The sequence below is a fragment of the Shewanella sp. MBTL60-112-B2 genome, assembly GCF_019655055.1.
Taxonomy (GTDB): Bacteria; Pseudomonadota; Gammaproteobacteria; order Enterobacterales; family Shewanellaceae; genus Shewanella.
On the sequence record NZ_BPFA01000027.1, the window covers coordinates 1 to 25,084 of the forward strand.

Below are 25,084 nucleotides of genomic sequence, written 5' to 3' on the forward strand. Positions count from 1 at the left end.
TCCCTAGGAATTTAATTCCTCTAAAGAGCCGTTCGAGACTAGGACGTTGATAGGCAAGGTGTGTAAGCGTTGTGAGGCGTTGAGCTAACTTGTACTAATGACTCGTGAGGCTTAACCATACAACCCTGATGGGTTTTATGAGTTAACTATGTTTCTTATAGAAACCAGAATTAGAATTAAGCACTTAATGTAGTGTGAACTCAATAAAGAATTTCAAGCTTTCCGAATTTACCAAATTTGTCTGGAAACCATAGAACTGTGGCACCACCTGAATCCATTCCGAACTCAGAAGTGAAACGCAGTATCGCCGATGGTAGTGTGGGGTCTCCCCATGTGAGAGTAGGTCATTTCCAGGCGCCTATTTTACTCGAAAGAGTAGTATTAAACCGCAGATTAAGTGTAAGACGGATTAATATATAGAGATTTTGCTGATATGGCTCAGTCGGTAGAGCGCATCCTTGGTAAGGATGAGGTCCCCAGTTCGATTCTGGGTATCAGCACCATGATTTAAAAGAATTTGTCTGGAAACCATAGAGTTGTGGCACCACCTGAATCCATTCCGAACTCAGAAGTGAAACGCAATATCGCCGATGGTAGTGTGGGGTCTCCCCATGTGAGAGTAGGTCATTTCCAGGCGCCAAATACGAGAAAGCCCGTTGCTAATGCAACGGGCTTTTTTACGTCTGAAATTTACGATTGTCAAACGCACTCAAAATTTAACCGTGATACAGCCCCCTCTTTATGCGATAAGAGTAGGTGGCTTTTTTGTACAGGAAGTACTCATTTATCAGCCATTATTAGTGAGACTGATATCTTCAATACTCCATCAGAACTTGTTTTCTTCTGTAACGTATAAGCATCTTCGCATTAATGGATAAAAATATCATAAGTGCTTATTGCTATTAAGGCTCAGCTTTCATAGTTTAGCTTCAATGGGGACACTAAGGATTGTGAAAATGAAGCTAGAAATGATTTGTACAGGCGAAGAGGTATTGGCTGGCCAGATAGTAGATACTAATGCAGCGTGGTTTGGTAACACCATGATGGAGAATGGTGTTGAGTGCCAACGGCGAGTGACAGTTGGTGATCGTTTAGAAGATCTCGTGTCAGTATTTCGAGAGCGTAGTCATGAGGCTGATGTCATTTTGGTTAATGGCGGTCTAGGGCCGACAAGTGACGACCTCTCTGCTCTGGCTATGGCACTTGCTAAAGGAGAGTCCTTGGTAGAGAGCGCAATTTGGCGAGAAAGGTTAGAAGAGTGGTTTACCCGTAACGGTCGCGTCATGGCGCAGAGTAATCTTAAGCAAGCACTGCTGCCAGAGTCTGCCATTATGATTGATAATCCTGTTGGGACAGCTTGTGGTTTCGCAGTAAAACTTAATCGAGCATGGTTGTTTTTTACTCCAGGTGTACCATTTGAATTTAAACAGATGGTCAACGAACAGTTTATTCCTTTCATCAAGCAGCGATTTGAAATTGCAGGTGATGTAGCACTAAGAAAATACCTTACTTTAGGTGAAGGGGAGTCATCACTTGCAGATAAGCTTGAAAAGATAGAGTTACCGAGTGGGATTACCATTGGCTATCGCTCATTTATGCCGCACATAGAGATAAAGCTTTTCGCTCGTGGTGTAGAAGCAATAGCTCAACTTGATAGAGTTGAAGCACAAATAAAATTCCTGCTTTCTAATGCTATTGTTGCCTACGATAAGAAAAGTTTAGCCGATGAAATTCATTCCCTAATGGTTGACTCTGGCCGAAGCTTGAGTATCGCTGAATCTTGTACTGGTGGCATGATTGCAAGCCAATTAATTAGTTTCTCTGGCAGTTCATCATACTTAGATCAAGGTCTGGTGACTTATAGCAATGAATCTAAGGTTCGTGTGCTTGGGGTTAAGCCTGAGACCTTAGATGATCATGGCGCTGTCTCCATAGCGACAGTAGAGGAGATGGCGATTGGAGCAAGGGCAATACTCAAGAGTGACTTTGCGCTTGCTACAAGCGGTATTGCAGGCCCGACAGGCGGTACAGATGATAAGCCTGTTGGTACCGTTGCCATCGCACTCGCAACTAAAGGCGGCGTATATAGCCAGATGATTAAATTGCCTCGGCGTTCTCGTGAGTTGGTGCGTAGTTTAAGTACTGCGGTGGCATTTGATATGTTAAGAAGAGAGCTGCTTGGAGAAGCTGTTATCGTCGATTATGGTTCGATAGGCCGATTCAAAAAATAATTTATTAAGAAAAAGGCAGTACCTATTGGTACTGCCTTTTTGCTTTATGACGTTCTATTGAAAAAGAATTTAATTATTCTTCAAATATAAGAACTAGCTTACCTGGTTTCACTTCAATTCGCTTGGTCATATCGGCAATTAATGCCTGATTAGACTCTTTTGTATCGAGTACATATACAGGTTGAGTTTCTAAAAACTGAGTTAAAAACCCCATAAGCTGAGGTGCAATAGAACCAATGGCTTTTTCGATATCCTGAGGTTTTGACTCTACTTTAACTAATTGCAGATTACGCAGGTGAACACTATTGTTCGTTGCGTCGTACCAAGGTTCAGCTTCAAACTCAGTAACTAAATTTGCGTTTATCGGCATCAGAGGGTTTCTTACCTTGACGATAGTGACCGCAGATACAGCCATGGTATCTGGCTTTTCGCCTAAGGTGACCTCGATGTCATTTACGCGCAGATCAACGCCAAAAATTTTATTGCCCTGCTTTACTTCAAAGTGCATTTCATCGTTTAGATAAGTTTCTAGCTCTGTTTCTGTGATGCTGTATTGACTGACGCAGCCAGTCAATAACAGCAAGGCGCTAGTAAGCGCCACTTTTAGTGATTTCATTAGCCTGTATTTCTCATTCCTGCAGCAACACCAGCGATGGTTAACATCAATGCTAGCTCAACATTTTGAGAAGATTCTTGCTCTCTACGTGTTCTTGCAAGCAGTTCCGCTTGAAGGAAATTTAAGGGATCAATATAAGGGTTGCGTAACTCTACTGATTCACGATTCCATGGAGTATGCGCCATTAAGCTTTCTGCTTGGGTCAGCTCTAATACAGCTTCAACACCTGTAACTAATCGCTCTCTAAGTTGTACACCCAAGTGATGCAGCTCTTTTGGTACTAAGCTGGTTTCGTAAAACTTAGATAAGTTTGGTTCTGCTTTAGCATAGACCATTTCTAACATAGAGATACGTGTAGTGAAGAATGGCCATTGTTTTTCCATCTCTTGTAGCAATGCAAGTTCGCCTCGCTCGGTAGCGGCTTTCAACGCTTCGCCAGCCCCTAACCAAGCAGGCAGCATTAAGCGGTTTTGCGACCATGCGAAGATCCAAGGGATCGCGCGTAGACTTTCAATACCACCATCTACTCTACGTTTTGCTGGACGGCTACCTAGTGGCAGTTTACCAAGTTCTACTTCTGGGGTCGCAGCACGGAAGTAAGATACGAAATCTGGTTCTTCACGTACCATTGCTCGGTAAGCGAGAACAGAGTCTGCTGCTAGACGCTCCATACATTCACGCCACTCAGGTTTCGGCTCTGGTGGAGGCAGTAATGTCGCTTCCATTACCGCTGAGGTATAAAGAGCAAGGCTTTGGACGGCAAGTTTCGGTAAGCCGAACTTAAAGCGGATCATTTCACCTTGTTCTGTAACTCGAATGCGGCCATCTACAGAGCCAGGCGGTTGAGACAAGATCGCTTGGTGTGCAGGTCCGCCCCCGCGGCCAATTGTGCCGCCGCGACCATGGAACAAGGTTAGTTTGATATTGGCTTCTTGGCTTATGGAAACGAGCTTTTCTTGTGCTGTGTACTGTGCCCATGCAGCCGCCATAACTCCAGCATCTTTAGCTGAGTCAGAGTAGCCGATCATGACCTCTTGAATACCTTTGGTGTAACCTCGATACCAATCGATAGCAAACAGTGCCGACATACAGTTAGACGCATTGTTTAAGTCATCTAAGGTTTCAAATAGCGGCACTACGCGGATCGGATGTGGGCAGCCAGTTTCTTTAAGTAGTAACAGAACTGCTAATACATCTGATGGTTGGCTTGCCATTGAGATAACATACGAGCCCATTGCTCGTGCCGGTTGGCTTGCGACAAGTCTGCAAGTTTTGACGACTTCTTCAACTTCAGCAGAGGCTTGCCAATTGGCTGGAATTATTGGACGTTTACTTGAAAGCTCACGCAGCAAGAATGATTGCTTTTCACTTTCATCCCAGTGAGCATAGTCGCCCATGCCTAGATAGCGTGTCAGCTCGGCAATAACATCGGCATGACGCTGAGCATCTTGGCGTACATCGAGTCGCAGCATATGAATACCGAAACAAGCGATACGACGTAACATATCAAGTAGTAAGCCGTTAGCAATTAGGCTCATGCCTTGGTCACATAGGCTCTTGTAAAGCATCATTAATGGATCTTTTAGATCGCTTTCATGCCAAATAATGTCTTTTGGATTAACGTCTGGCTGATGACCTTCAAGTTTTGCATTGAGGTAATCAATGGTTGTTCTCAGCTTTTTACGCAGATCCCTAAGCACATCGCGATAAGGCTCACAGCTATTATTGGTATAGGCTAGTAGCTCTTCATTAGCGCCTTCCATCGAGAGTTCGTTAACCAGTAACACTACGTCTTTTAAGTATAGGCGTGCAGCGGTGTGGCGGTTTCTATCGAGCACTTCTTGGGTAACGGTTGAAGTGACAAATGGGTTACCGTCGCGATCTCCACCCATCCAGCTTGAGAATCTGACCGGAGCGATATCGATAGGTAATTGAGTATTAGTGCGCTCTTCAACCTGTTGGTTAAGCTGACGTAAGAAGTCAGGGATTGCTTGCCATAATGAGGCTTCAATTGTGCTTAGACCCCAGCGTGCTTCGTCGACTGGCGTAGGGCGCTCATTACGGATCTCATTGGTATGCCAAATTTGTGCAATTAACTGACGTAGGCGTAGGTGATGCTGCTTTTTCTCTTGCTCTGTTAGTTGGGTATTTTCTAGAGCTGTGAGTGAGTCGATGACTGCAGAATACTTTTGAATTAAGGTGCGACGAGAAATCTCGGTCGGGTGTGCTGTTAGGACAAGATCAATATCTAGCGTCTTGAGACTGTCGAGGACTTTTTCTTGATCTATTTTGCCACCTAGCATGCGTCCTAGTAGTTGCTCTACAGGATCTGGTACACAAACTAATTCATCACAATTGCGGCTAATGGTATGGAACTGTTCAGCGATATTCGCAAGGTTCAAAAACTGATTAAATGCTTTAGCGAAAGGAACTAGCTCATCATCGCTCAAAGAGGAGAGTAAAGTCAGCATCTCTTCTCGAGCAGCATCATCGCCTTGGCGTGAGCTTTTTGCTAGATGACGGATCTGTTCAATTTTATCTAGGAACGAATCATCAAGATCGGTTCGGATTGTGTCACCTAAAATCTGCCCTAAGGTTCCAACGTTAGACCTTAGCGAGGCATACATGTCTACCATACGTGCTCCATATCGGTAAGCTAATCGATCACAATACCTAGCAGCTTAGAGCTAGGCAATGGCCGAGATTAAAATATCCTGCTTGAATAGGCTTTATACCACTTTTTAAGTATTTCATCTTATAGCTAGTATTCAATTTAGCCCATAAACATACGATAAATAGCGATTTATTTTATACAGGCCTGATAAATCAGTTTTTTCAAAAGATCTTTGGTGCGTTCAATATAATCAAGATCCAAAAATTCATCGGGTTGATGTGCTTGTTCAATACTGCCAGGGCCAAGTACTAAAGTTTGGCAACCTAACTGGCTAATGTAGGGGGCTTCAGTGGCATAGTTCACCACTTCAGGTTGGCTCTCACTCAACTCAGCGACAAGCTGGGTCCAACTGCCGTCTTTGTTATCTGCAAAAGGTTCAGATCCCGGATATAAGGGCGCAACATGAATACTTCCAGGGTATTGGCTGCATATTGGCTCAAGGTAGTTGGCAACCATCAATTCTAAATCCTGTAGCGCTAGCCCTGGGATTGGACGAAGGTCGATATGTAGATCGCAACAACCACAGATACGGTTGGCTGCATCTCCGCCGTGGATATGACCGAAATTCATGGTTGGATAAGGTACGCTAAAGGCATCTTCTCGATAATTATTAGTTAAGTGCTGTTTGAGCTTTAGTAGCTGGCCAGTCACTAAGTGCATCACTTCAATAGCGTTGAGTCCTTTTGCCGGATCTGATGAGTGGCCGCTACGGCCGGTCACTCTGATCCCTTGAGTTAAATGTCCTTTATGCATATACACAGGCTTTAGGCTAGTGGGCTCGCCGATAATGGCATAATCAGGTGCAATCGACTTAGCTGCAGCAAATGCTTTAGCACCATTCATAGTCGTTTCTTCATCGGCACTGGCTAAGATATGTAGTGGACGTTTAAATTTATCCATCGGTAACTCTTTTAGTGCTTCGAGTACTAAAGCAAAAAAGCCTTTCATGTCGCAGGTGCCCAAACCGTACCAACGGTTATCCTTTTCAGTTAACACAAACGGATCTTGGCTCCAGCGTCCTTCATCGAAAGGTACTGTATCTGTGTGTCCTGCCAGAAGTAATCCTCCCTGACCTTGGCCGAAAGATGCCACTAAATTGTGTTTATTGCGTGTATTAGCAACGGGCACTGACTGGCACTGCATACCTAAATCGGTAAACCAAGTATGCAATAGTTCGATGACAGCCATATTGCTGGTATCTAGCTCGGCTTCGAGGGCGCTAATAGAAGGCGCCGCGATAAGCTGGCTAAAGCTACTCTTTATCTCTGGAAGTGTCTTCATTAAAAAATACCTAAATATATATTCAAATATATTGCATAATTAATTTTGCGTGTTAGTCTATCAAACAGCTAAGGCAACTACCACATTTCAATGGTCTGTTTAATGAGAGTATTTATGTTCAATCTGGTTCAATTAATCATAGTTAAGGTTATTTATACCCACTTCCTGCGACGATAATCTTGTCATACATGGTGTTCAACCAGGGCTTAAGTAGTGCCCAATCTTTTTTTCGTTGTGTCATCTAATTTCAAGATTAAGGTTTTAAAGTCATAGACTATGAAGAATATAGCCATTATTGGCGCTAGTGGGTACACCGGCGCACAGATCACCTCTCTTATAAATGCCGAAGCGAATTTATTAATTCAAGGCCTTTATGTTTCTGAAAATAGCCTAGATAAAGGTAAGGCATTATCTGAGCTCTACCCGGCATATAGCCATATCTCACTCTGCCTTAATCCTCTTTCGGAAAACGCAAAGCAAAGCATAGTGGCCACTGCTGACGCCGTGGTATTAGCAACTGATCATGCTGTGAGTTTACATCTAGCTGCTTGGTTCTATCAGCAAGGTTTAGCCGTATTTGATTTAAGTGGTGCCTACCGGTTTAGCGACGTAGCACAATATCCTAAGTGGTATGGTTTTACTCATGAATATCCGCAAGTGTTAGCCGATGCCGTATATGGTCTAGCCGAATGGAACAGCGATCAAATAGCAGCGAATAAAATGATAGCCGTTCCTGGTTGTTATCCAACGGCGTCACTTACGGCTCTGAAGCCTCTTTCTCATTTGTTAACCGACGTATTGCCTGTGATTAATGCGGTCAGTGGTGTAACTGGAGCGGGTAGAAAGGCTCAATTACACACCAGCTTTTGTGAGGTGAGCTTAACTCCCTATGGCGTACTCGGTCATAGACACCAACCTGAGATTGCTACTCAACTAGGGCAAGAAGTTATCTTCACTCCTCATTTAGGCAACTTTAAGCGCGGGATCTTGGCTACGATTGCGGCCAAATTGAAGCCAGGCACAACTCTTAGTGATATTGAGCAAGCCTATCAATGTTACGACTCGGCCGAGCTTGTCACGGTAAAACAGAATCAATTTCCAAAGGTAGATGATGTAGTACAAACACCTCATTGCCATTTGGGTTGGAAATTTGATGAGCAAACTGGATACCTAGTGGTAGCTAGCGCCATCGATAACTTAATGAAGGGCGCTGCTAGTCAAGCCGTTCAGTGCATAAAGATTCATTTTGGTGAGTCGGTTAAGTAACTGGTGTGGAGAATTGAGATGACACAAACAGATCTAAACAACACAGAACAAAACCCAGTTATGGTGCTAAAGGTCGGTGGGGCTTTACTGCAGTGTGAAATGGGTATGGCTCGTTTGATGGAGGCAGCCGCTAAGATAATTGCATCTGGCCAGCCGATTATCATGGTGCATGGTGGAGGCTGCTTAGTGGATGAGCAGTTGAAAGCCAATGGCATGATATCTGAAAAACTGGATGGATTACGGGTGACGCCAGAAGTGCAGATCCCAGTTATCGTCGGTGCATTAGCGGGAACCTCAAATAAGACACTTCAGGCTGCAGCAATTAAGGCGGGCGTCACTTGCTTAGGTATGAGCTTAGCTGATGCAGGCATGATGAACGCCAAGGTTAAAGATCCCTTGTTAGGGCTGGTGGGTGAAGTTGAGCCAAAAGATGCAAGCTATTTGGAATATGTCTTGGCGAAGGGCTGGATGCCAATTGTGAGCTCTATTGCCATTAGTGAGCAAGGTGAGATGCTCAACGTGAATGCTGACCAAGCGGCAACAGCATTAGCGAAGTTGGTTGGTGGTTCATTAGTCTTACTGTCAGACGTATCAGGTGTACTCGATGGTAAAGGTCAGTTAATTAATAGTTTAAATAGAGCACAGGTTAATGAATTAACCAAGATCGGTGTTATTGAAAAAGGAATGAAGGTCAAAGTGGAGGCTGCATTGGATGTTGCAGAATCCATGGGGCAAGCCGTACAGATAGCCTCTTGGCGTCATGCGCATCAGTTAATCGCATTATGCCAGGGTGAAGCCGTTGGCACGCAGATCCAACCTTAGGAGATAAGTCTATGCAACACCTACTATCGATCAAAGATCTTAGCCAGCAGCAATTACTCGATCTGCTGGCATTGGCAAAAAACATTAAGACTAACCCTGCTGAGTATAAGCATGCTTTAGAAGGCAAGAGTGTAGTGATGCTATTTGAGAAGCCATCGCTAAGAACTCGGGTGAGCTTTGATATCGGTATTAATAAGCTTGGTGGCCACTGCTTATATCTAGATCAGCAAAATGGTGCTCTTGGTAAGCGTGAGCCGGTATCTGATTTTGCCGCCAATATTTCATGCTGGGCAGACGCGATTGTGGCGAGAACCTTCTTGCACTCGACCATCGAAGAGCTTGCTGAGCACGGTACTGTGCCGGTAATTAACGCACTATCGGATCTTTATCATCCTTGCCAAGGTCTAGCGGACTTTCTGACATTAACCGAGCAATATGGCGACGTGAGCAAGGTAAAGCTAGCCTATGTAGGCGATGGTAACAATGTGACGCACTCATTAATGTTTGGTGCAGCGATTCTAGGCGCTGAGTTGACCGTCATCTGTCCTCCAGGTCATTTCCCTGACGGTAAAGTGGTGTGCGAGGCGCAAGAACTCGCGGCTAAGCATGGCGGTAAGTTAACTCTTAGCTCAGACATCGAAGCGATTAGCAATCATCACGCTATTTATACCGACACTTGGATTTCAATGGGGGATTCAGCATCAATGGAAGAGATTGAAGCTAAATTTAAGCCTTATCAAGTTAACGCAGAGCTGATGCAAAAAGCCGATGCTAAGCACTTTATGCATTGTTTACCTGCTTATCGCGAAGTCGAAGTGACAGCAGAGATTGTTGATGGAGACGGCTCACTCATCTTGCATCAAGCAGAAAACCGTATGCACGCTCAAAATGCCGTATTAGTAACGCTTTTAAGTTAATAAGAACAAAGACTAGTTTGCATTGGTGAACTAAAGACAAAACAAAGCAGTAGGAACAACAAATGTCTAACGTAAATTCAGTGGTAAATTCTACATCAGATGTAAAGAAAGTGGTTTTAGCCTATTCCGGTGGCTTAGATACCTCGGCGATTATTCCTTGGTTAAAAGAAACCTACGATAACTGTGAAATTGTGGCCTTTTGCGCCGATGTTGGCCAAGGTGATGCAGAGTTAGAAGGCTTATATGAAAAAGCTATCGCCTCTGGCGCATCAGAGTGTTACATCGTCGACTTAAAAGAAGAGCTGGTGGCCGATTATATCTACCCAACGATTGCAACAGGTGCAATTTACGAAGGAACTTATCTACTAGGTACTTCAATGGCGAGACCTATTATTGCTAAGGCGCAAGTAGAAGTGGCACGTAAGGTTGGCGCGGATGCGGTTTGCCATGGCTGTACCGGTAAGGGGAACGATCAGGTGCGTTTCGAAGGTTGCTTTGCTGCGCTAGCTCCTGATCTTAAGGTGATTGCACCATGGCGTGAATGGGAAATGGTAAGTCGTGAAGATCTACTTGATTACCTAGCTGAGCGTAATATTTCCACTTCTGCATCAGCCACCAAGATTTATAGCCGTGACGCAAATGCTTGGCATATTTCCCATGAAGGCGGCGAGTTAGAAGATCCATGGAATGAGCCTTCGAAAGGGGTTTGGACCATGACGGTAGCCCCTGAAGAGGCCCCTAATCAGCCTGAATATGTAGCGTTAGAACTTGAGCAAGGTAAGGTTACCAAAGTGAATGGTGAAGCTTTTAGTCCATATCAAGCGCTGATGGTATTGAACGAAGTGGCGGGTGCACATGGTGTGGGCAGAATTGATATTACTGAGAATAGATTGGTAGGCATGAAGTCTCGTGGCTGTTATGAAACACCTGGCGGCACGGTGATGTTCGCAGCCTTGCGTGCGATTGAAGAATTAGTGCTTGATAAAACAAGCCGTGAGTGGCGTGAGCAAGTGGGCGCGCAGATGGCGCATCTTGTGTATGACGGCCGCTGGTTCACGCCATTGTGTGAGTCTCTGCTTGGCGCTTCTAAGCCTCTGGCAGATCTAGTTAACGGTGAAGTGGTGGTTAAGCTTTATAAAGGCCAAGCAAGTATCGTGAAAAAGCGTTCACCAAATAGCTTGTATTCAGAAGAATTTGCCACCTTTGGTGCCGATGATGTTTATAACCAAAAAGATGCCGAAGGCTTTATCCGTCTTTATTCGCTATCAAGCCGCATCAGAGCATTACACCAGCAAAAGTAAGCGGTAAATCAGTAAAGGTTAGTGAGCGCTAACAGCATGTCGTTAGCGCTTTAAAAGCATATGGTTAAAAGTGGATAACACCACTTTATTAGATTTTAGAGGAAGTCATAATGGCATTATGGGGTGGCAGATTTAGCCAAGAAAGCAGTGCACTGTTTAAACTTTTCAATGACTCATTACCTGTGGACTTTCGACTCATAGAGCAAGACATTATAGGCTCAATTGCTTGGGCAAGTGCCATTACGCAAGTCGGCATTCTTACCGATACAGAATGCACAGAGCTACATCAAGCGTTAAATGAGTTACTCGCGGAAACGCAAGAGAGTCCTGAACTTATCATCGCTTCGGGTGCCGAGGATATTCACAGTTTTGTTGAGCAGTCGCTGATTGCAAAAGTAGGTGATCTTGGCAAAAAGTTACATACGGGGCGTTCGCGCAACGATCAGGTAGCTACCGATCTTAAGCTGTGGTGTAAGAAGGAGGGAGAACAGCTACTAGGCTTACTTACCAACTTAAGAACGGCATTGATCGAGCTTGCCGAGCGAGAAATAGACGCGGTAATGCCGGGCTATACGCATCTTCAAAGAGCTCAGCCAGTATTGTTTGGTCACTGGTGTTTAGCCTATGTTGAGATGTTTGAGCGTGATATTAGCCGTTTGCAAGATGCGTTAAAGCGCGCCGATACTTGTCCGCTAGGTACGGGAGCACTTGCTGGTACAGCGTATCCTATGGACAGAGTGAAGCTGGCAAAATCCTTAGGCTTTGCCTCGCCGACACTCAATAGTTTAGATACTGTTTCAGATAGAGATCATGTGATTGAGATCTGCAGCGATGCCTCTATTAGCATGATGCACTTAAGCCGTATGGCTGAAGACTTAATTTTCTTTAACAGTGGTGAAGCCGGTTTCATCGATCTCGATGATGAAGTGACTTCGGGTTCTTCATTGATGCCGCAAAAGAAAAACCCTGATGCTCTAGAGCTAATTAGAGGCAAGACTGGTCGTGTTTACGGTGCCTTAATGGGTATTTTAACTACCATGAAAGCGTTGCCACTTGCGTACAACAAAGATATGCAGGAAGACAAAGAAGGCCTATTCGATGTAATGGATAGCTGGTCAATATGCTTAGAAATGGCGGCATTAGTATTGAGTGGCTTGCAGGTGAATAGAGAGAAAACCCTTCAGGCCGCTAAGCAGGGTTATGCTAACTCGACTGAACTGGCTGATTACCTTGTAGCTAAAGGTATGCCGTTTAGAGAAGCGCATCACGTGGTGGGTGAAGCGGTAGTGAGTGCTATTGCCAAGCAAACGCCACTAGAGGACTTAACGCTGGAAGAGCTACAAGCATTTAGCGCAGCAATTGAAGCCGATGTGTATGACTGCTTGACCATAGAGTCTTGCTTAGCAAAGCGTGAAGCTCTAGGCGGTACCTCTTTGCTTCAAGTTCGAGGCGCCTTGGCGACGAAACAAGAGAGCTGATAATCGCTAAAATTAGTCAGTATAAAAAAACGCGGTCATTCTATTGAGTGACCGCGTTTTTATTTTTACTCAGTATTCGCTATTGGAATAGATCTTCGTCTGGCTCGTCGATAAATATATCGCTGTTATCTTCTTGCTCAGTTACGTATTCCGTAGGTTCAGTACCAGCAATAAAGTACTCAAATTTACTGGTGTAATCTGTTTTACGAGCTAACTTACCGGTGGCGAGATCGATTCGTGCCGATACGATGCCTTCAGGTGGCGACATTGGCACCTCAGGCGTACCCGCTAAGGCATCCTTCATAAACTCATTCCAGCCTGGTCCTGCTGTTTTTGCGCCGGCTTCCGCTAAAGATATTTGATCTTTAGCACCGTTAGCATTCCAGCTGGTACGGCCAAGTTCCTGACTATGGTCATCGAAACCTACCCAGACTGTGGTGGCCAGTTTTGGATTGAAACCACTAAACCAAGTATCACGAGATTCGTTAGTTGTACCTGTTTTGCCAGCAATATCTCGACGATTAACTACCCGCGCTGCACGCCACGCCGTACCATTCCAACCTGTACCTTTACTCCAGTTTCCGCCACCCCAGATAACACTCTTTAGTGCTTCGGTGACTAAGAAAGCCGTTTGCTCGGAGATGATTTGTGGCGCATAACGCGAATCCTCATCGCCGCATTGATGGACTTCATTAACAACAGATAAGTTTTCTAAAGGTGTTGTGCTTGCTTGAAGCTCATTTGCCATCGCAGCAAAAGGATCATCACTCGCTGCAGGCGCAGTCATCACAGGCTTGCAAGCTAGTGTAGGGTTAGCTTCTTCTACGATATCGCCATTAGCGGTTTTAACGCGTTCGATAAAGTACGGTTCGACTAGGTAGCCACCGTTAGCAAATACAGAAAATGCAGTAACCACTTGCAGTGGGGTTACCGATGGTGAGCCTAAAGCTATCGATTCATTACGTGGTAAATCGGCAGGATCAAAACCAAACTTAACTAATTCTGCGATGGTGGCATCAAGGCCCGCATAGCGCATGGCTCTAACAGACATCACGTTAATTGATTGTGCCAAGCCCACTCGAAGGCGAGTAGGACCACCATAAATATCTGGCGAATTTTTAGGGCGCCAAGCCGTACCCTGACGCGTATCAGGTTTATTAATCGGCGCGTTATTAATCAGGGTGGCAAGGGTGTAGCCTTTCTCTAGCGCTGCACTATAGATGAAAGGTTTAATGTTAGAGCCTAACTGGCGCTTTGCCTGTGTCACGCGGTTGTATTGGCTCGTATAGAAGCTGAAGCCGCCGACTAAGGTGCGAATGGCACCGTCATGCGGGTCTAGAGAAACGAGTGCGCTGGCAACCAGTGGTACCTGGCTCAATTGCCAGAAGCTACCATTGTTGCGGATCCACACTTGTTCGCCTGGCTTTAACACATCTGACGCCAATTTAGGAGCCTTGCCTTGACGCTTGTTGGTGATAAATTTACGCGCCCACTTAATCCCATCCCAAGATAGCTCAATGGTTTCACCTTTGGCGTTCATCACTGTTGCGGTCTGTTCATTTACAGATAATACCGCCGCAGGGAGCATGCCTTGGAATGCACCAGTTTGCTTTAATTTGGCGGTGATCTCTTCAGGCTCAAGAGCTGTTTTTGTCCATAACTCTTTTACTCTGCCGCGATAGCCGTGGCGTTCATCATAAGAGTAAACGTTATTGCGTAGTGCTTTTTGCGCATCGAGCTGCAGTTTAGAGCTGATAGTGGTATAGATGTCGTAGCCGCCAGTATAGGCTTCTTCTTCACCCAGTTTTTCGACCAGATAATCACGTGCCATTTCAGAAATATACGGGGCGTACAGATCGATTACGGCACCGTGATATTTAGCGGTTATTGGACTAGCAATAGCGGCCTGATATTCAGCAGAATTGATATAGCCAACTTCGTTCATCCGCATTAAAACTACGTTGCGTCGTGCTTTGGCACGTGCTTTTGAAGTAATAGGGTTAAGAGTAGATGGTGCTTTAGGTAAGCCGGCAATTACCGCCATTTCTGGCAGAGTCAGTTCGCTTACTTGTTTTCCATAATAAACCTGTGCTGCGGCACCAACACCGTAAGCACGCTGGCCTAAGTAGATACGGTTAACATACAGTTCTAGAATTTCATCTTTGGTGAGCAGTTGTTCGATATGGATCGAAATGAAGATCTCTTTTACTTTGCGTATGATGGTTTTATCGCGAGTTAAAAAGAAGTTACGCGCTACCTGCATGGTGATAGTACTTGCGCCTTGCTTCTTTTGACCTGTAGTTAACATTACAGATGCGGCACGTAAAATACCGATTGGATCGATACCTCGATGCTCATAGAAGCGTGCATCTTCGGTAGCGATAAAAGCTTGTAGTAGAGGCTTAGGCACTTCTTCTAGCGTAAGTGGAATACGGCGCTTTTCACCAAATTGAGAGATCAGCTTGCCATCACTACTATAAATACGAAGTGGTGTTTGTAATTTTACTGTCTTTAACGTTGTGACATCAGGGAGATCTGGCAGCACATAAAAATAAGCTGCTGCTATCGCTCCAATGCCAAGTAAGCCAAGACTAAAGAAAGCTATTAAAAGTCTTTTAAACCACTTCACCGCAATATTCCAAGAACTAAAAATAAGAACAATAGTATATAAGCCAAGGCGGAAATGGTGAAGTCTTGTGACCAGATTAGCTTGAGCTTTTTTCTTGATAACTTAATTTGAATGCCTTTATTAAAATAAAACTCATTGAAAACTTAATTTTCGCAATAACACCGTCTAATTATTTTGAATAACAGACTCAGTTTTTATGACTAATGTTAATCGCTTTTTTGGTTTATATCGCTGCTCTGAAGAATAAAGTGGCAATTATGTTGGAAATGTAACCAAGGTCGGAGAGGTTCGCGTCAGAGTTACTGATAAGTGAGTGTTTGGCGTCAAAAAAATAGCAATTGTAAAGTGGAGAAACATTTTGTACAAATAGCTATAACGAGTTGATTTTGTGCTAATCTACTTTGGATACAATAACTATAAAAGTGACTTTGGACTATGCTTTCTAATTTTTGGAAGCGTCAGGCCCCGCAGATGGTTGGGATAGATGTGGGATCCCATGAAGTAAAAGCTATTCTGCTGAGCAAGACTGCTGATGGATACAAAATATTAAGCCATGCAGCCGTTCCTTTAAAAAAAGGAGCCGTAAATGATCATGAAATCCGTGATAGTGAAGCCGTTGTTGACGCATTAAAACAAATAAAGCGTGTGTTACCTAAGTCGACTAAATATGCCGCGGTTGCTGTTTCTGGTTCTGCTGTTATGACCAAAGTCATTTTTATGGATTCGGCATTAAGTGAAGAAGAGATGGAGGCTCAAATTGAAATTGAAGCCGACAACCTTATTCCCTATTCGCTCGATGAAGTGAATATCGATTTCGAAACCCTAAGTACTAATCGTAGCGACCCCACTAAAGTCGATGTGCTATTAAGTGCTTGTCGATCTGAAAATATCGATAGTTTAAGTGACTCGCTCGATGCGGTGAACCTAGAAGCCAAAGTGGTAGATGTTGAAGGTTATGCGTTAGGTCGCTCTTTTGACATGATAGCGGGTCAACTGCCTGATGATGTAAATGACAAAGTGGTTGCGCTGGTGGATATCGGCGCCAATATCACCACATTCTCAGTGGTTGAGTACGGTGAAACTACATTTGTGCGTGAGCAAGCCTTTGGTGGTGAGCAGTTTACCCAATCAATCTTATCTTTTTATGGTATGACCTATGAGCAGGCTGAGAAAGCCAAGCTTGATGGCGAACTACCGCGTAACTATGTATTTGAAGTCTTATCGCCATTCCAGACGCAGTTATTACAACAAATTAAGCGCACCTTACAAATTTACTGCACCTCTAGCGGCCGAGATAAAGTAGACCATATTGTTTTGTGTGGTGGAACATCGAAGCTTGAAGGTATGGCTGAATTAATGGTGAATGAATTAGGCGTTCATACGATTATTGCCGACCCATTCCAAGGCTGCTTGCAAGCCGATGAGGCTATAAAGAACCATCTCCAGCCTCAAATTAGCAAGTATATGTTGGCCTGTGGCTTAGCGCTAAGGAGCTATTCAGAATGGCGAACATAAACTTACTACCCTGGCGTGAAGAAGCAAGAGAAAAACAGAAGCGAGATTACACGGGGATCTTAGCCTTAGTTTTCTTGGTATCTGGTTTAGTGGTTTATTTGTCGTTGATGACAATCGATATGTTTATCGATGATCAGAAAAGTCGTAACGCTTATTTGCAATCGGAAATTCAACTTCTTGAATCGCAGATTTCTGAAATCACCAAGATCCGCACTCGTAAGAAAGATATCGAAAGACGTACCGAAATTATTTTGGGTCTACAGCAATCGAGAAACTTACCGACTCATGTGTTAGACGAATTAGTACGTGTAGTTCCTCCTGGGATCTATCTTTCTAGTATCGAAAAGAAAGGTAGCATGTTGTGGATTGAAGGGCGCAGTGAGTCAAATAATAATGTCGCTAATATGATGCGAAAAATTGAAGCATCATCTTGGTTGCAAGACCCTAATATGCAGTCGATAGTTGCCCAAAATGAAGAATTAAGACAGTTACAGCGTTTCACATTAAGAGTGACCATAGTGAATGGTGAACTGCTATCTGCAAACACAGTGCAGGGAGCGAGTAAATGAATATAGATTTAGACCAATTTAAAGATATTGATTTTGAAAATATTGGCGCTTGGCCACAACTGGTAAAAATTGTATTTGCTGTCGTATTAGCCGTGTGTGTGTTTGTTGGCAGTTACTTTTTGTTCATTTCAGATGCGCTTGACTCGCTGAGTGCTGAACAGAATAAAGAACAACAATTAAAAACAGACTTTAAATCCAAATATCAGCTAGCTGCAAATTTGAAACTCTACCGTGAACAACTTGCGATTATGGAAGTGCAGTTTGCTGAGCTACTTAAAATGCTGCCCTCAAAAAATGAAATGCCTGGGTTACTGGATGACATTACCTTTGTGGCAACAGATTCAGGATTAAATATTAAGAGCCTAGATTGGGAGACAGAAATCACTCGTGATTTTTATATCGAATTTCCCATTAAAATCGTGGTGGGTGGTGAGTACCATGAATTAGGTCACCTAGTTGGAGGCGTTGCTCAGCTCCCTCGAATTGTTAGCTTGCACGATTTCGTTATTAAGCGAAATGATTCTGGTGAGCTTGGGATGGATATTCTGGCCAAAACCTACCGATTTAAAGAAGGTGCAGAATTACCGGCAAAGGGTAAGAGGGGGGCGGCAAAATAATGAAACGGCTACCACTCTTAATGTTAAGTGTTTTACTAACAGGCTGTATTGGGGATAAAAGCGATCTGGAGTTGTTTGTCACTACAACTAAGGCTCAGCATGTTGCTCATATTCCGCCATTAAAAGAAACGCCGAAGTTTGAGCACTTTGCTTATCAAGCAGATTTAATGAGAAGTCCATATGTGCCACCTTCAAGAGAGTTAACTGAAGAGGTTATCGACACCACCAAAGATTGTTTACAACCCGATCTAAAGCGTCGTAAAGGCCGACTAGAGACTTACGCATTAGATAATTTGCGTATGCGAGGCACCCTAAGCGAGCAACAAGATATTTGGGCTCTACTTGAGACCACTGATGGCAGTGTTTACCGTTTAGGTGTAGGCCAATACTTGGGCCTCTATCACGGCAAAATAGCTAAAGTAACACCACAAACTGTCGAAATAATAGAATTAATCCCAGATGGATCTGGCTGCTGGACTGAGCGCAACAGTAGCATGGAATTAACGGGAGAATAATAAGAGATGACTGAGGGAATAATGAGATCTTTAACCACGCCAAAAGCCAGCTTTAAGGTGCTACCTTATTTTAAGGCCATTATTGGTTTCGCATTAATCGTTGGCATGACTCAGCATTCATATGCCGCGAATCGACTCATTGATGTCAAATATCATGCTGTAGTGGATCATCAGCTCGAACTACAGTTGATTTTTGAGAAAGATATTAAAGAGCCAGAAATCGATTTAAATGCCTCTCCTGCACAGATAATTCTAGGTTTTGATGACAGTATTTCAGCACTAGAAAAGCAAACTCTACCGATTAAAACCGTTGGTGTCGAAACGGTAAGTACGGTACCCAATGGCAAAAATTTACAGGTTTTTGTTGGCTTAAATAAGGTGAAACCCTATCAAGGTAAAGTGGTGGGTAATACCTATCGTTTAACCATTAATGACGAGGTGGCCAGTCAGGGAACCACAGGCGAAAACCCTTTTGTTAATAGCATTGAGAATATTGATTTTCGCCGCACTGCAGACGGTGGTGGCGAGTTACTTGTAAAGCTTAATAACGGCTCCGTGGCTGCTAACGTTGAGCAGGTAGGTGCTAAGTTAGAATTAAAACTTTATAACACAGATATTAATAGTGACTTCCTATACGTGATGGATGTCTATGATTTTGCGACACCCGTTAAGAGTTTTGAAACTTTCAAAGATGATTTAACAGCACGTTTTCTTATCGATATCGATGGTAACTACGAATATAACTACAAACAAGAGGGGAGTTTATTCAAGTTAACCATGACGAAAACCGAGCGTATGAATATCGTTAAGGAAGATAAGAAATATGATGGGCGTTCACTGTCATTAAACTTCCAAAATATTTCGGTTAGAACCGTGCTGCAGATTATTGCCGATTACAATAACTTCAATTTGGTAACCAGTGATACGGTTGAAGGGGATATCACGTTAAGGCTTGATGATGTGCCATGGGATCAGGCATTAGATCTTATTCTTCAAGCAAAAGGTCTAGATAAGCGTATCGAAGGTAACATATTGATGGTTGCCCCTATCGAAGAGATCGCTATTCGTGAAAGCCAAGAGCTGAAGAATATGCAGGAAGTGAAGGAGCTAGCTCCACTTTACTCTGAATATTTACAGATTAATTACGCTAAAGCCGTTGATATTGCAGGCTTGCTAAAGGGTGAAGACTCTAGCCTGTTAACCAGTCGTGGTAGTGTTGCAGTCGATGAACGTACCAATACTCTGCTAGTTAAAGATACCGAAGAAACATTAGAAAATATTCATCGCCTAATTGAAGTGCTAGACATTCCAATTAAACAGGTGTTGATTGAAGCCAGAATGGTGACAGTAAAGGATGATGTTTCAGAAGATCTAGGTGTGCGTTGGGGCGTTACCGATCAGCAAGGAAACAAAGGCACTTCAGGCAGTTTGGAAGGTGCTGGAGACATTGCAAATGGTACAGTTCCAAGCTTAGATGATCGTTTAAACGTCAATCTACCAGCCGCAGTGGCTAACCCTACAAGTATTGCATTTCATGTAGCCAAACTTGCCGATGGTACCGTGCTAGATCTTGAATTGAGCGCCTTAGAGCAAGAGAATAAGGGTGAAATTATCGCGAGTCCGCGTATCACTACCTCTAACCAGAAAGCAGCTTTCATCGAGCAAGGTGTAGAGATCCCTTATGTTGAAGCGAGCTCAAGTGGTGCAACAACGGTAACCTTTAAAAAGGCAGTGCTATCGCTACGTGTTACACCGCAAATCACACCAGATAACCGGGTGATCTTAGATCTTGAAATTACTCAAGACTCGCAGGGTAAGACAGTTGATACACCGACAGGACAAGCCGTTTCAATCGATACTCAACGCATTGGCACTCAAGTGTTGGTGGATCACGGTGAGACAATTGTGTTGGGCGGCATCTACCAGCAACAACTTATCAGTCGAGTGAGTAAAGTACCTATTTTGGGCGATATTCCATACCTAGGCTTTATGTTCAGAAGTACCTCTGACAAAAATGAGCGACAAGAGCTACTTATTTTTGTTACGCCTAAGATAGTTTCCGAAGCGCTATAAATTATTTAGGCATCCAAAGCCAGCGAAATCCGCTGGCTTTGTCAGTTTGGTTGATACATTTTTGATAGAAATGCATTCCCCGCTTGCCATAGATGGCACTTAGCTGAGATAATCTGCGGTCAAGTCTCAATAGAGCAAGGTAAGATTAAAGGTCAACTCCGTTAATTTGAGTTGACGTTGGCAAACTTAAATAAGATTCAGACGTATAAATCAAATGGCCGAGAAACGTAATATTTTCCTAGTAGGCCCTATGGGGGCTGGTAAAAGCACTATAGGCCGTCATCTGGCACAGATGCTGCACTTAGAGTTCCACGATTCAGATCAAGAAATTGAAAGCCGCACAGGTGCTGATATCGCTTGGGTTTTTGATGTTGAAGGTGAAGAGGGTTTCCGCAATCGTGAAACACAGGTTGTCGCTGATCTAACCGAAAAACAAGGCATTGTCCTAGCAACTGGCGGTGGTTCAATTCAAAGCAAAGAGATCCGTAATAATCTTTCTGCACGCGGCATCGTTGTTTACCTAGAAACCACTATCGATAAGCAAGTTGCACGTACGCAAAGAGATAAGCGTCGTCCACTGCTTCAGGTTGATGATCCAAGAGAAGTGCTAGAGAGTCTAGCCGAGGTGCGCAATCCTCTTTATGAAGAGATTGCCGACGTCATCGTTAAGACTGACGAGCAAAGTGCCAAAGTTGTAGCAAATCAAATTATCGAACAGTTAGGTTTTTAAGATATGACTAAACAAGTTCTGGTTGAGCTCGGAGAGCGTAGTTACCCAATTGAAATTGGCCAGAATTTGTTTAGTAGTAGCGAGCCATTGGCTCGCTATCTTCAAAATAAAAACATTCTAATCGTCACCAACGAAACGATAGCGCCTCTTTACCTCGAAAAGGTAAAAGCTATGCTGTCGGATTTCGCGTGCGTTAATCCCGTCATACTTCCCGACGGCGAGCAGTTTAAAACTCTCGAACAGATGAATACTATATTCACTTCATTGCTGGAGCAAAACCTAGGTAGAGATACGGTTTTAATTGCTCTAGGTGGTGGTGTGATTGGCGACATGACAGGCTTTGCTGCTGCAAGCTATCAGCGAGGTGTGGATTTTATTCAGATCCCAACAACCTTGCTATCGCAAGTCGACTCTTCTGTTGGTGGTAAAACCGCAGTTAATCATCCATTAGGTAAAAATATGATAGGTGCCTTCTATCAGCCTAAGTGTGTATTAATTGACACCCATTGCCTAAGCACTTTACCTAAGCGTGAATTTGCTGCGGGAATGGCTGAGGTGATCAAGTACGGCGTTATTTGGGATCTGGAGTTTTTTGAGTGGCTTGAAAACAACGTGGAAACGTTGAAGTCATTAGATACTCAAGCGCTTGAATACGCAATTAGCCGTTGCTGTGAAATTAAGGCAGAAGTCGTAGAGAAGGATGAAACCGAACAAGCCGTTCGAGCTTTACTCAATCTAGGACATACCTTTGGTCACGCTATCGAAGCCGAAATGGGCTACGGCGTTTGGCTACATGGTGAGGCCGTCTCTGCTGGCACAGTACTTGCTGCAATAACTTCAAATAAGCTTGGGTTAGTTGATGAGTCAATTGTTTGTCGTATAACAGCGTTATTAGCGGCATTTGATCTGCCTACAAAGGCTCCCGAGACAATGAATTTTGATCAATTCATTAAGCATATGCGCCGAGACAAGAAGGTGCTCAAAGGTCAGTTACGACTTATTTTACCTGAAGGCATAGGCCAAGCAGGGATCTACAGTGACGTTACCGATGAGCTACTGGAAGAGGTTATCAGCTGCGCATAAATTATGTGGCAGGTGATAGGTGAACGCTAAACTCAGCATTACAAAGCAAGTCTTTAAATTCTCTTTGCACGCTATGACCTGTACAGGCCATAGTCACGGCTCTTTATCGCTTAAAATTAATGCTATCTCCTCATGGCCGCAGTTGAATTGGGGTCGGAACTAAATGTCGATTTTAGCTGGTTCCACTTTATTACCTAGCCAAGATGAATTACTGCATCGTCTATTGCATTTGAGCTTATACGGCGATCAATTGATGGTATTGACGGGTGAGGATGGTGCGGGTAAAACTACGCTGGCCACAGCACTAGTCAATGAGTTGGATAACCATAGTTCGGCCTTAGTTATTTGCCCCAAACACTGTGATAGTGCTGAAATCAGACGCAAAATACTTATTCAGTTATTAAGTGATCCAGTGTTTGATGATGAGATTCCATTACCTGAATGCTTGCTAAGTGTTTTAGGCTCTTTGCCTGCTGTAAGCTGTATCGTGTTAGATGATGCACACCTATTACCTCTAGAAGTTTGGGCTGAGTGCATAGTGCTTAGTCAAATGACTTTACCTGGCAAGGTGATTAAGATCTTAATGACATCACCGAGTGAGTTTTTAAATAATGTGCTCACTCAGCTTCCTGACTCACTCTTAGAGCAAGTGCTTGCCATTAATATCGAACCCTTAGAGCAAGCTGAACGAGAAGGTCTGTACTACACGCTTTTAAGTCGTAGTGAGCAGCAACCATTTACTCCAAGAGATATCGTTAAAAACCGTTTAGAGCAACACCAAGGCACACCTAAAGAAGTGGTTAACCTGCTTGAGCTTGCCCTTAATGGCGAGCAAGAGCTGCCGCCGAAAAAGTCTAAACTAACAGTGCTTATTGCCACCTCAATATTAAGCATAACCGCTTTGCTAGCAGCTTGGGGGCTGAGTGATAACAATGATGCCACTAATATTGCCGGAGCTAATAAGATCGAATTTGCTCTAGAAACAAACGAGCAGGTTGCGATGGATAATGCGTTTCTGCTTGAGTATGCTGAACGTGTGCTTGAGGGCTATTTGCCAATATCTCACTCCAGTGAAAATCGATTAGTGAGTCACAATGAGCGTACAGCGAATGATCCAGAGTCTGTGGTTAAGGTTACGCCCATAGATGAGTCGATAGAATCTTCAAGTGTTGCTTTTAGCACGGCAGTGGTTACTACCTATCGAGTCGAGCAAGCTCCTACCTTTGATGCTATTGAACAACCAGTTAAACCGACAAGATCGCAGTTTTCCGAACAGCAAGTTGAATCGATTGATAAGCCGAGTGCTAACGGCTCTGAAGATATTGTGCCTGCAGAGCGAGTGGACTCAATGGATCTACAAGCTCAAAATGTTATGCCAGTAAAGGGTTATACATTGCAATTGGCTAGTGTAAAGCGCTTAGATTCGCTGCATAACACCCTCAAAAGGCTAAAAGGTATCCCTCAAGTGAAAGTGGCGCGCTATAAACAGCGTTGGGTCGTGTTACTCGGTGAGTTTGGTAGTCGAAAAATTGCACAGCAACAGTCAGCATTATTGATAGCGGAAAACGGGATTTCAGAACCTTGGATCCGTGCGTGGCAAAATCTTAGTGAATATGAGCTGCAAGATGTACTTCCAACTCGTGAAATTCAATAATAAACAGAGTACAATCATCAGCTCTCTTTTTTTCACAGTGTTCAATCAATTTAAATGATTAAAAAACAAAGAGCCTTTCTAAAATGGGCAGGCGGAAAATTTAAACTGATTGAAGCCTTGGCTGATCATTTGCCTGAAGGTGATCGCCTAGTCGAGCCTTTTGTCGGTGCTGGTTCGGTATTTCTCAATACTAATTACAGCCAATACCTTTTGTGCGATATTAATCATGACCTGATTAATTTGTACAAGATCGTGCAAAAAGAGCCCGATAGATATATCGAAGCAGCGAAGACGCTTTTCGTTCCAGAGATGAATGATAAAGAGGCTTACTACAAAATCCGTACAGCCTTTAATGCGACTCAAGACCCCTTTACGCGCTCAGTCTATTTCCTTTATATGAATCGTCACGGCTTTAATGGCCTATGTCGTTATAACCGTAAAGGTGGCTTTAATGTGCCATTTGGCTCATATAAAAAACCATACTTCCCTGAAAAAGAGATCCGTGCGTTTTCGCTAAAGGCACAAAATGCTGAGTTTCATTGTATCGGTTATGAACAGGCAATCGATATGACTCAATCTGGCGATGTGGTTTATTGCGATCCGCCTTATGCACCTCTGTCTTCGACTGCTAGCTTTACAACTTATGTGGGCAGTGGTTTCTCGCTAGACGATCAGGCGTTGCTTGCTAGGCAGGCGCGTCATACAGCAATAGAAAGAGGTATTCCCGTACTGATCAGTAACCATGATATTCCGTTAACGCGTGAGTTATACCATGGTGCACGTTTTGGAACGATTCAGGTTCAACGTAACATTAGTCAGAAGGGAAGTAGTCGTAAGAAGGTTGATGAATTGATGGCCTTGTACGATGACTCGTACCATAGTGAGAATGACTAACCCACCCTGTTAGCTTTTTTTTGCTTAGCGTTTATGCGAGTACTTGCTTAACGATAAGCAATAGCCCAGCCACAAACACAATCGCCAGCACTATACCCATGACAATAAAGGGTAACGGTGAAGATGCTTGGAAGTCTCTAAGGCGATTTTGTTCTGTTTGCACACCAAAAAATGCCGCGATTGTACTTGAGAAAAGTTGCCAGAGCTGGCGCAGCATAT

At 43.7% G+C, this 25,084-nt stretch carries 20 protein-coding genes, 1 tRNA gene and 3 rRNA genes; 19 read left to right on the forward strand and 5 right to left on the reverse strand.

What is annotated here, in order from left to right; translation table 11 throughout:
- From K5Q73_RS15770 to K5Q73_RS15790, 5 genes are all read left to right on the forward strand, one after another.
- Window positions 1-119, forward strand: a 23S ribosomal RNA gene (locus tag K5Q73_RS15770); the annotation flags it as partial.
- A gap of 121 nt (window positions 120-240) precedes the next feature.
- A 5S ribosomal RNA gene (gene rrf / locus K5Q73_RS15775) occupies window positions 241-356 on the forward strand.
- A 71-nt stretch (window positions 357-427) separates the two neighbouring features.
- Window positions 428-503, forward strand: a tRNA-Thr gene (locus K5Q73_RS15780).
- A 17-nt stretch (window positions 504-520) separates the two neighbouring features.
- Window positions 521-636 (forward strand): 5S ribosomal RNA (gene rrf, locus K5Q73_RS15785).
- A 320-nt stretch (window positions 637-956) separates the two neighbouring features.
- The gene (locus K5Q73_RS15790) at window positions 957-2,231 is read left to right on the forward strand and encodes a CinA family nicotinamide mononucleotide deamidase-related protein (protein ID WP_220765079.1); all 1,275 of its coding nucleotides are present in this window, start codon (window positions 957-959) and stop codon (window positions 2,229-2,231) included.
- Window positions 2,232-2,304: 73 nt separating this feature from the next.
- Here K5Q73_RS15790 and K5Q73_RS15795 read toward each other — a convergent pair whose 3' ends face one another.
- The 3 genes from K5Q73_RS15795 to argE all read right to left on the reverse strand — a co-directional run bounded on the left by K5Q73_RS15795 (window position 2,305) and on the right by argE (window position 6,802).
- Entirely contained in the window at window positions 2,305-2,847 is a 543-nt protein-coding gene (locus K5Q73_RS15795; protein WP_220765077.1) for a DUF1439 domain-containing protein, read from the reverse strand.
- On the reverse strand, window positions 2,847-5,483 hold the full coding sequence (gene ppc, locus K5Q73_RS15800; RefSeq protein WP_220765074.1) for a phosphoenolpyruvate carboxylase: 2,637 nt from the start codon (window positions 5,481-5,483) through the stop codon (window positions 2,847-2,849). The genes K5Q73_RS15795 and ppc overlap by 1 nt, the downstream gene beginning before the upstream one ends.
- Before the next feature lie 167 nt (window positions 5,484-5,650).
- The gene (gene argE / locus K5Q73_RS15805) at window positions 5,651-6,802 is read right to left on the reverse strand and encodes an acetylornithine deacetylase (protein ID WP_220765072.1); all 1,152 of its coding nucleotides are present in this window, start codon (window positions 6,800-6,802) and stop codon (window positions 5,651-5,653) included.
- 276 nt (window positions 6,803-7,078) lie between these two features.
- Between argE and argC the strand changes: the two genes are divergently transcribed.
- The 5 genes from argC to argH all read left to right on the forward strand — a co-directional run bounded on the left by argC (window position 7,079) and on the right by argH (window position 12,586).
- On the forward strand, window positions 7,079-8,068 hold the full coding sequence (gene argC, locus K5Q73_RS15810) for an N-acetyl-gamma-glutamyl-phosphate reductase (protein ID WP_220765062.1): 990 nt from the start codon (window positions 7,079-7,081) through the stop codon (window positions 8,066-8,068).
- A gap of 18 nt (window positions 8,069-8,086) precedes the next feature.
- On the forward strand, window positions 8,087-8,890 hold the full coding sequence (gene argB, locus K5Q73_RS15815) for an acetylglutamate kinase (protein ID WP_220765060.1): 804 nt from the start codon (window positions 8,087-8,089) through the stop codon (window positions 8,888-8,890).
- A gap of 11 nt (window positions 8,891-8,901) precedes the next feature.
- Window positions 8,902-9,807 (forward strand): ornithine carbamoyltransferase, encoded by a 906-nt coding sequence (locus tag K5Q73_RS15820; RefSeq protein ID WP_220765058.1) that lies wholly within the window; start codon window positions 8,902-8,904, stop codon window positions 9,805-9,807.
- A gap of 62 nt (window positions 9,808-9,869) precedes the next feature.
- Window positions 9,870-11,108 carry an argininosuccinate synthase gene (locus tag K5Q73_RS15825; RefSeq protein WP_220765056.1) on the forward strand — a complete coding sequence of 413 codons (1,239 nt, stop codon included), beginning with the start codon at window positions 9,870-9,872 and terminating at the stop codon, window positions 11,106-11,108.
- A 110-nt stretch (window positions 11,109-11,218) separates the two neighbouring features.
- Window positions 11,219-12,586 carry an argininosuccinate lyase gene (gene argH / locus K5Q73_RS15830; protein WP_220765048.1) on the forward strand — a complete coding sequence of 456 codons (1,368 nt, stop codon included), beginning with the start codon at window positions 11,219-11,221 and terminating at the stop codon, window positions 12,584-12,586.
- A 79-nt stretch (window positions 12,587-12,665) separates the two neighbouring features.
- Here argH and K5Q73_RS15835 read toward each other — a convergent pair whose 3' ends face one another.
- Window positions 12,666-15,215, reverse strand: coding sequence for a penicillin-binding protein 1A (locus tag K5Q73_RS15835; protein WP_220765046.1), 2,550 nt, complete (start codon window positions 15,213-15,215; stop codon window positions 12,666-12,668).
- Window positions 15,216-15,650: 435 nt separating this feature from the next.
- Between K5Q73_RS15835 and K5Q73_RS15840 the strand changes: the two genes are divergently transcribed.
- From K5Q73_RS15840 to K5Q73_RS15880, 9 genes are all read left to right on the forward strand, one after another.
- On the forward strand, window positions 15,651-16,730 hold the full coding sequence (locus tag K5Q73_RS15840; protein WP_220765044.1) for a pilus assembly protein PilM: 1,080 nt from the start codon (window positions 15,651-15,653) through the stop codon (window positions 16,728-16,730).
- Entirely contained in the window at window positions 16,718-17,299 is a 582-nt protein-coding gene (locus K5Q73_RS15845; protein WP_220765042.1) for a PilN domain-containing protein, read from the forward strand. The genes K5Q73_RS15840 and K5Q73_RS15845 overlap by 13 nt, the downstream gene beginning before the upstream one ends.
- Window positions 17,296-17,916, forward strand: coding sequence for a type 4a pilus biogenesis protein PilO (locus tag K5Q73_RS15850; protein WP_220765040.1), 621 nt, complete (start codon window positions 17,296-17,298; stop codon window positions 17,914-17,916). The genes K5Q73_RS15845 and K5Q73_RS15850 overlap by 4 nt, the downstream gene beginning before the upstream one ends.
- Window positions 17,916-18,431 (forward strand): pilus assembly protein PilP, encoded by a 516-nt coding sequence (locus K5Q73_RS15855; RefSeq protein ID WP_220765039.1) that lies wholly within the window; start codon window positions 17,916-17,918, stop codon window positions 18,429-18,431. Before K5Q73_RS15850 ends, K5Q73_RS15855 begins: the two co-directional genes overlap by 1 nt.
- A gap of 21 nt (window positions 18,432-18,452) precedes the next feature.
- Window positions 18,453-20,504: a type IV pilus secretin PilQ gene (locus K5Q73_RS15860; RefSeq protein ID WP_220765037.1), complete on the forward strand. Its 2,052-nt coding sequence runs from the start codon at window positions 18,453-18,455 to the stop codon at window positions 20,502-20,504.
- A 214-nt stretch (window positions 20,505-20,718) separates the two neighbouring features.
- On the forward strand, window positions 20,719-21,234 hold the full coding sequence (gene aroK / locus K5Q73_RS15865) for a shikimate kinase AroK (protein WP_220765035.1): 516 nt from the start codon (window positions 20,719-20,721) through the stop codon (window positions 21,232-21,234).
- Window positions 21,235-21,237: 3 nt separating this feature from the next.
- On the forward strand, window positions 21,238-22,317 hold the full coding sequence (gene aroB / locus K5Q73_RS15870) for a 3-dehydroquinate synthase (protein ID WP_220765025.1): 1,080 nt from the start codon (window positions 21,238-21,240) through the stop codon (window positions 22,315-22,317).
- A gap of 163 nt (window positions 22,318-22,480) precedes the next feature.
- The gene (locus K5Q73_RS15875; RefSeq protein WP_220765016.1) at window positions 22,481-23,971 is read left to right on the forward strand and encodes an AAA family ATPase; all 1,491 of its coding nucleotides are present in this window, start codon (window positions 22,481-22,483) and stop codon (window positions 23,969-23,971) included.
- A 54-nt stretch (window positions 23,972-24,025) separates the two neighbouring features.
- Window positions 24,026-24,865, forward strand: coding sequence for a Dam family site-specific DNA-(adenine-N6)-methyltransferase (locus K5Q73_RS15880; RefSeq protein ID WP_220765014.1), 840 nt, complete (start codon window positions 24,026-24,028; stop codon window positions 24,863-24,865).
- A 31-nt stretch (window positions 24,866-24,896) separates the two neighbouring features.
- Here K5Q73_RS15880 and K5Q73_RS15885 read toward each other — a convergent pair whose 3' ends face one another.
- Window positions 24,897-25,082 carry a DUF2970 domain-containing protein gene (locus K5Q73_RS15885; protein WP_220765006.1) on the reverse strand — a complete coding sequence of 62 codons (186 nt, stop codon included), beginning with the start codon at window positions 25,080-25,082 and terminating at the stop codon, window positions 24,897-24,899.
- Window positions 25,083-25,084 lie beyond the last annotated feature (2 nt).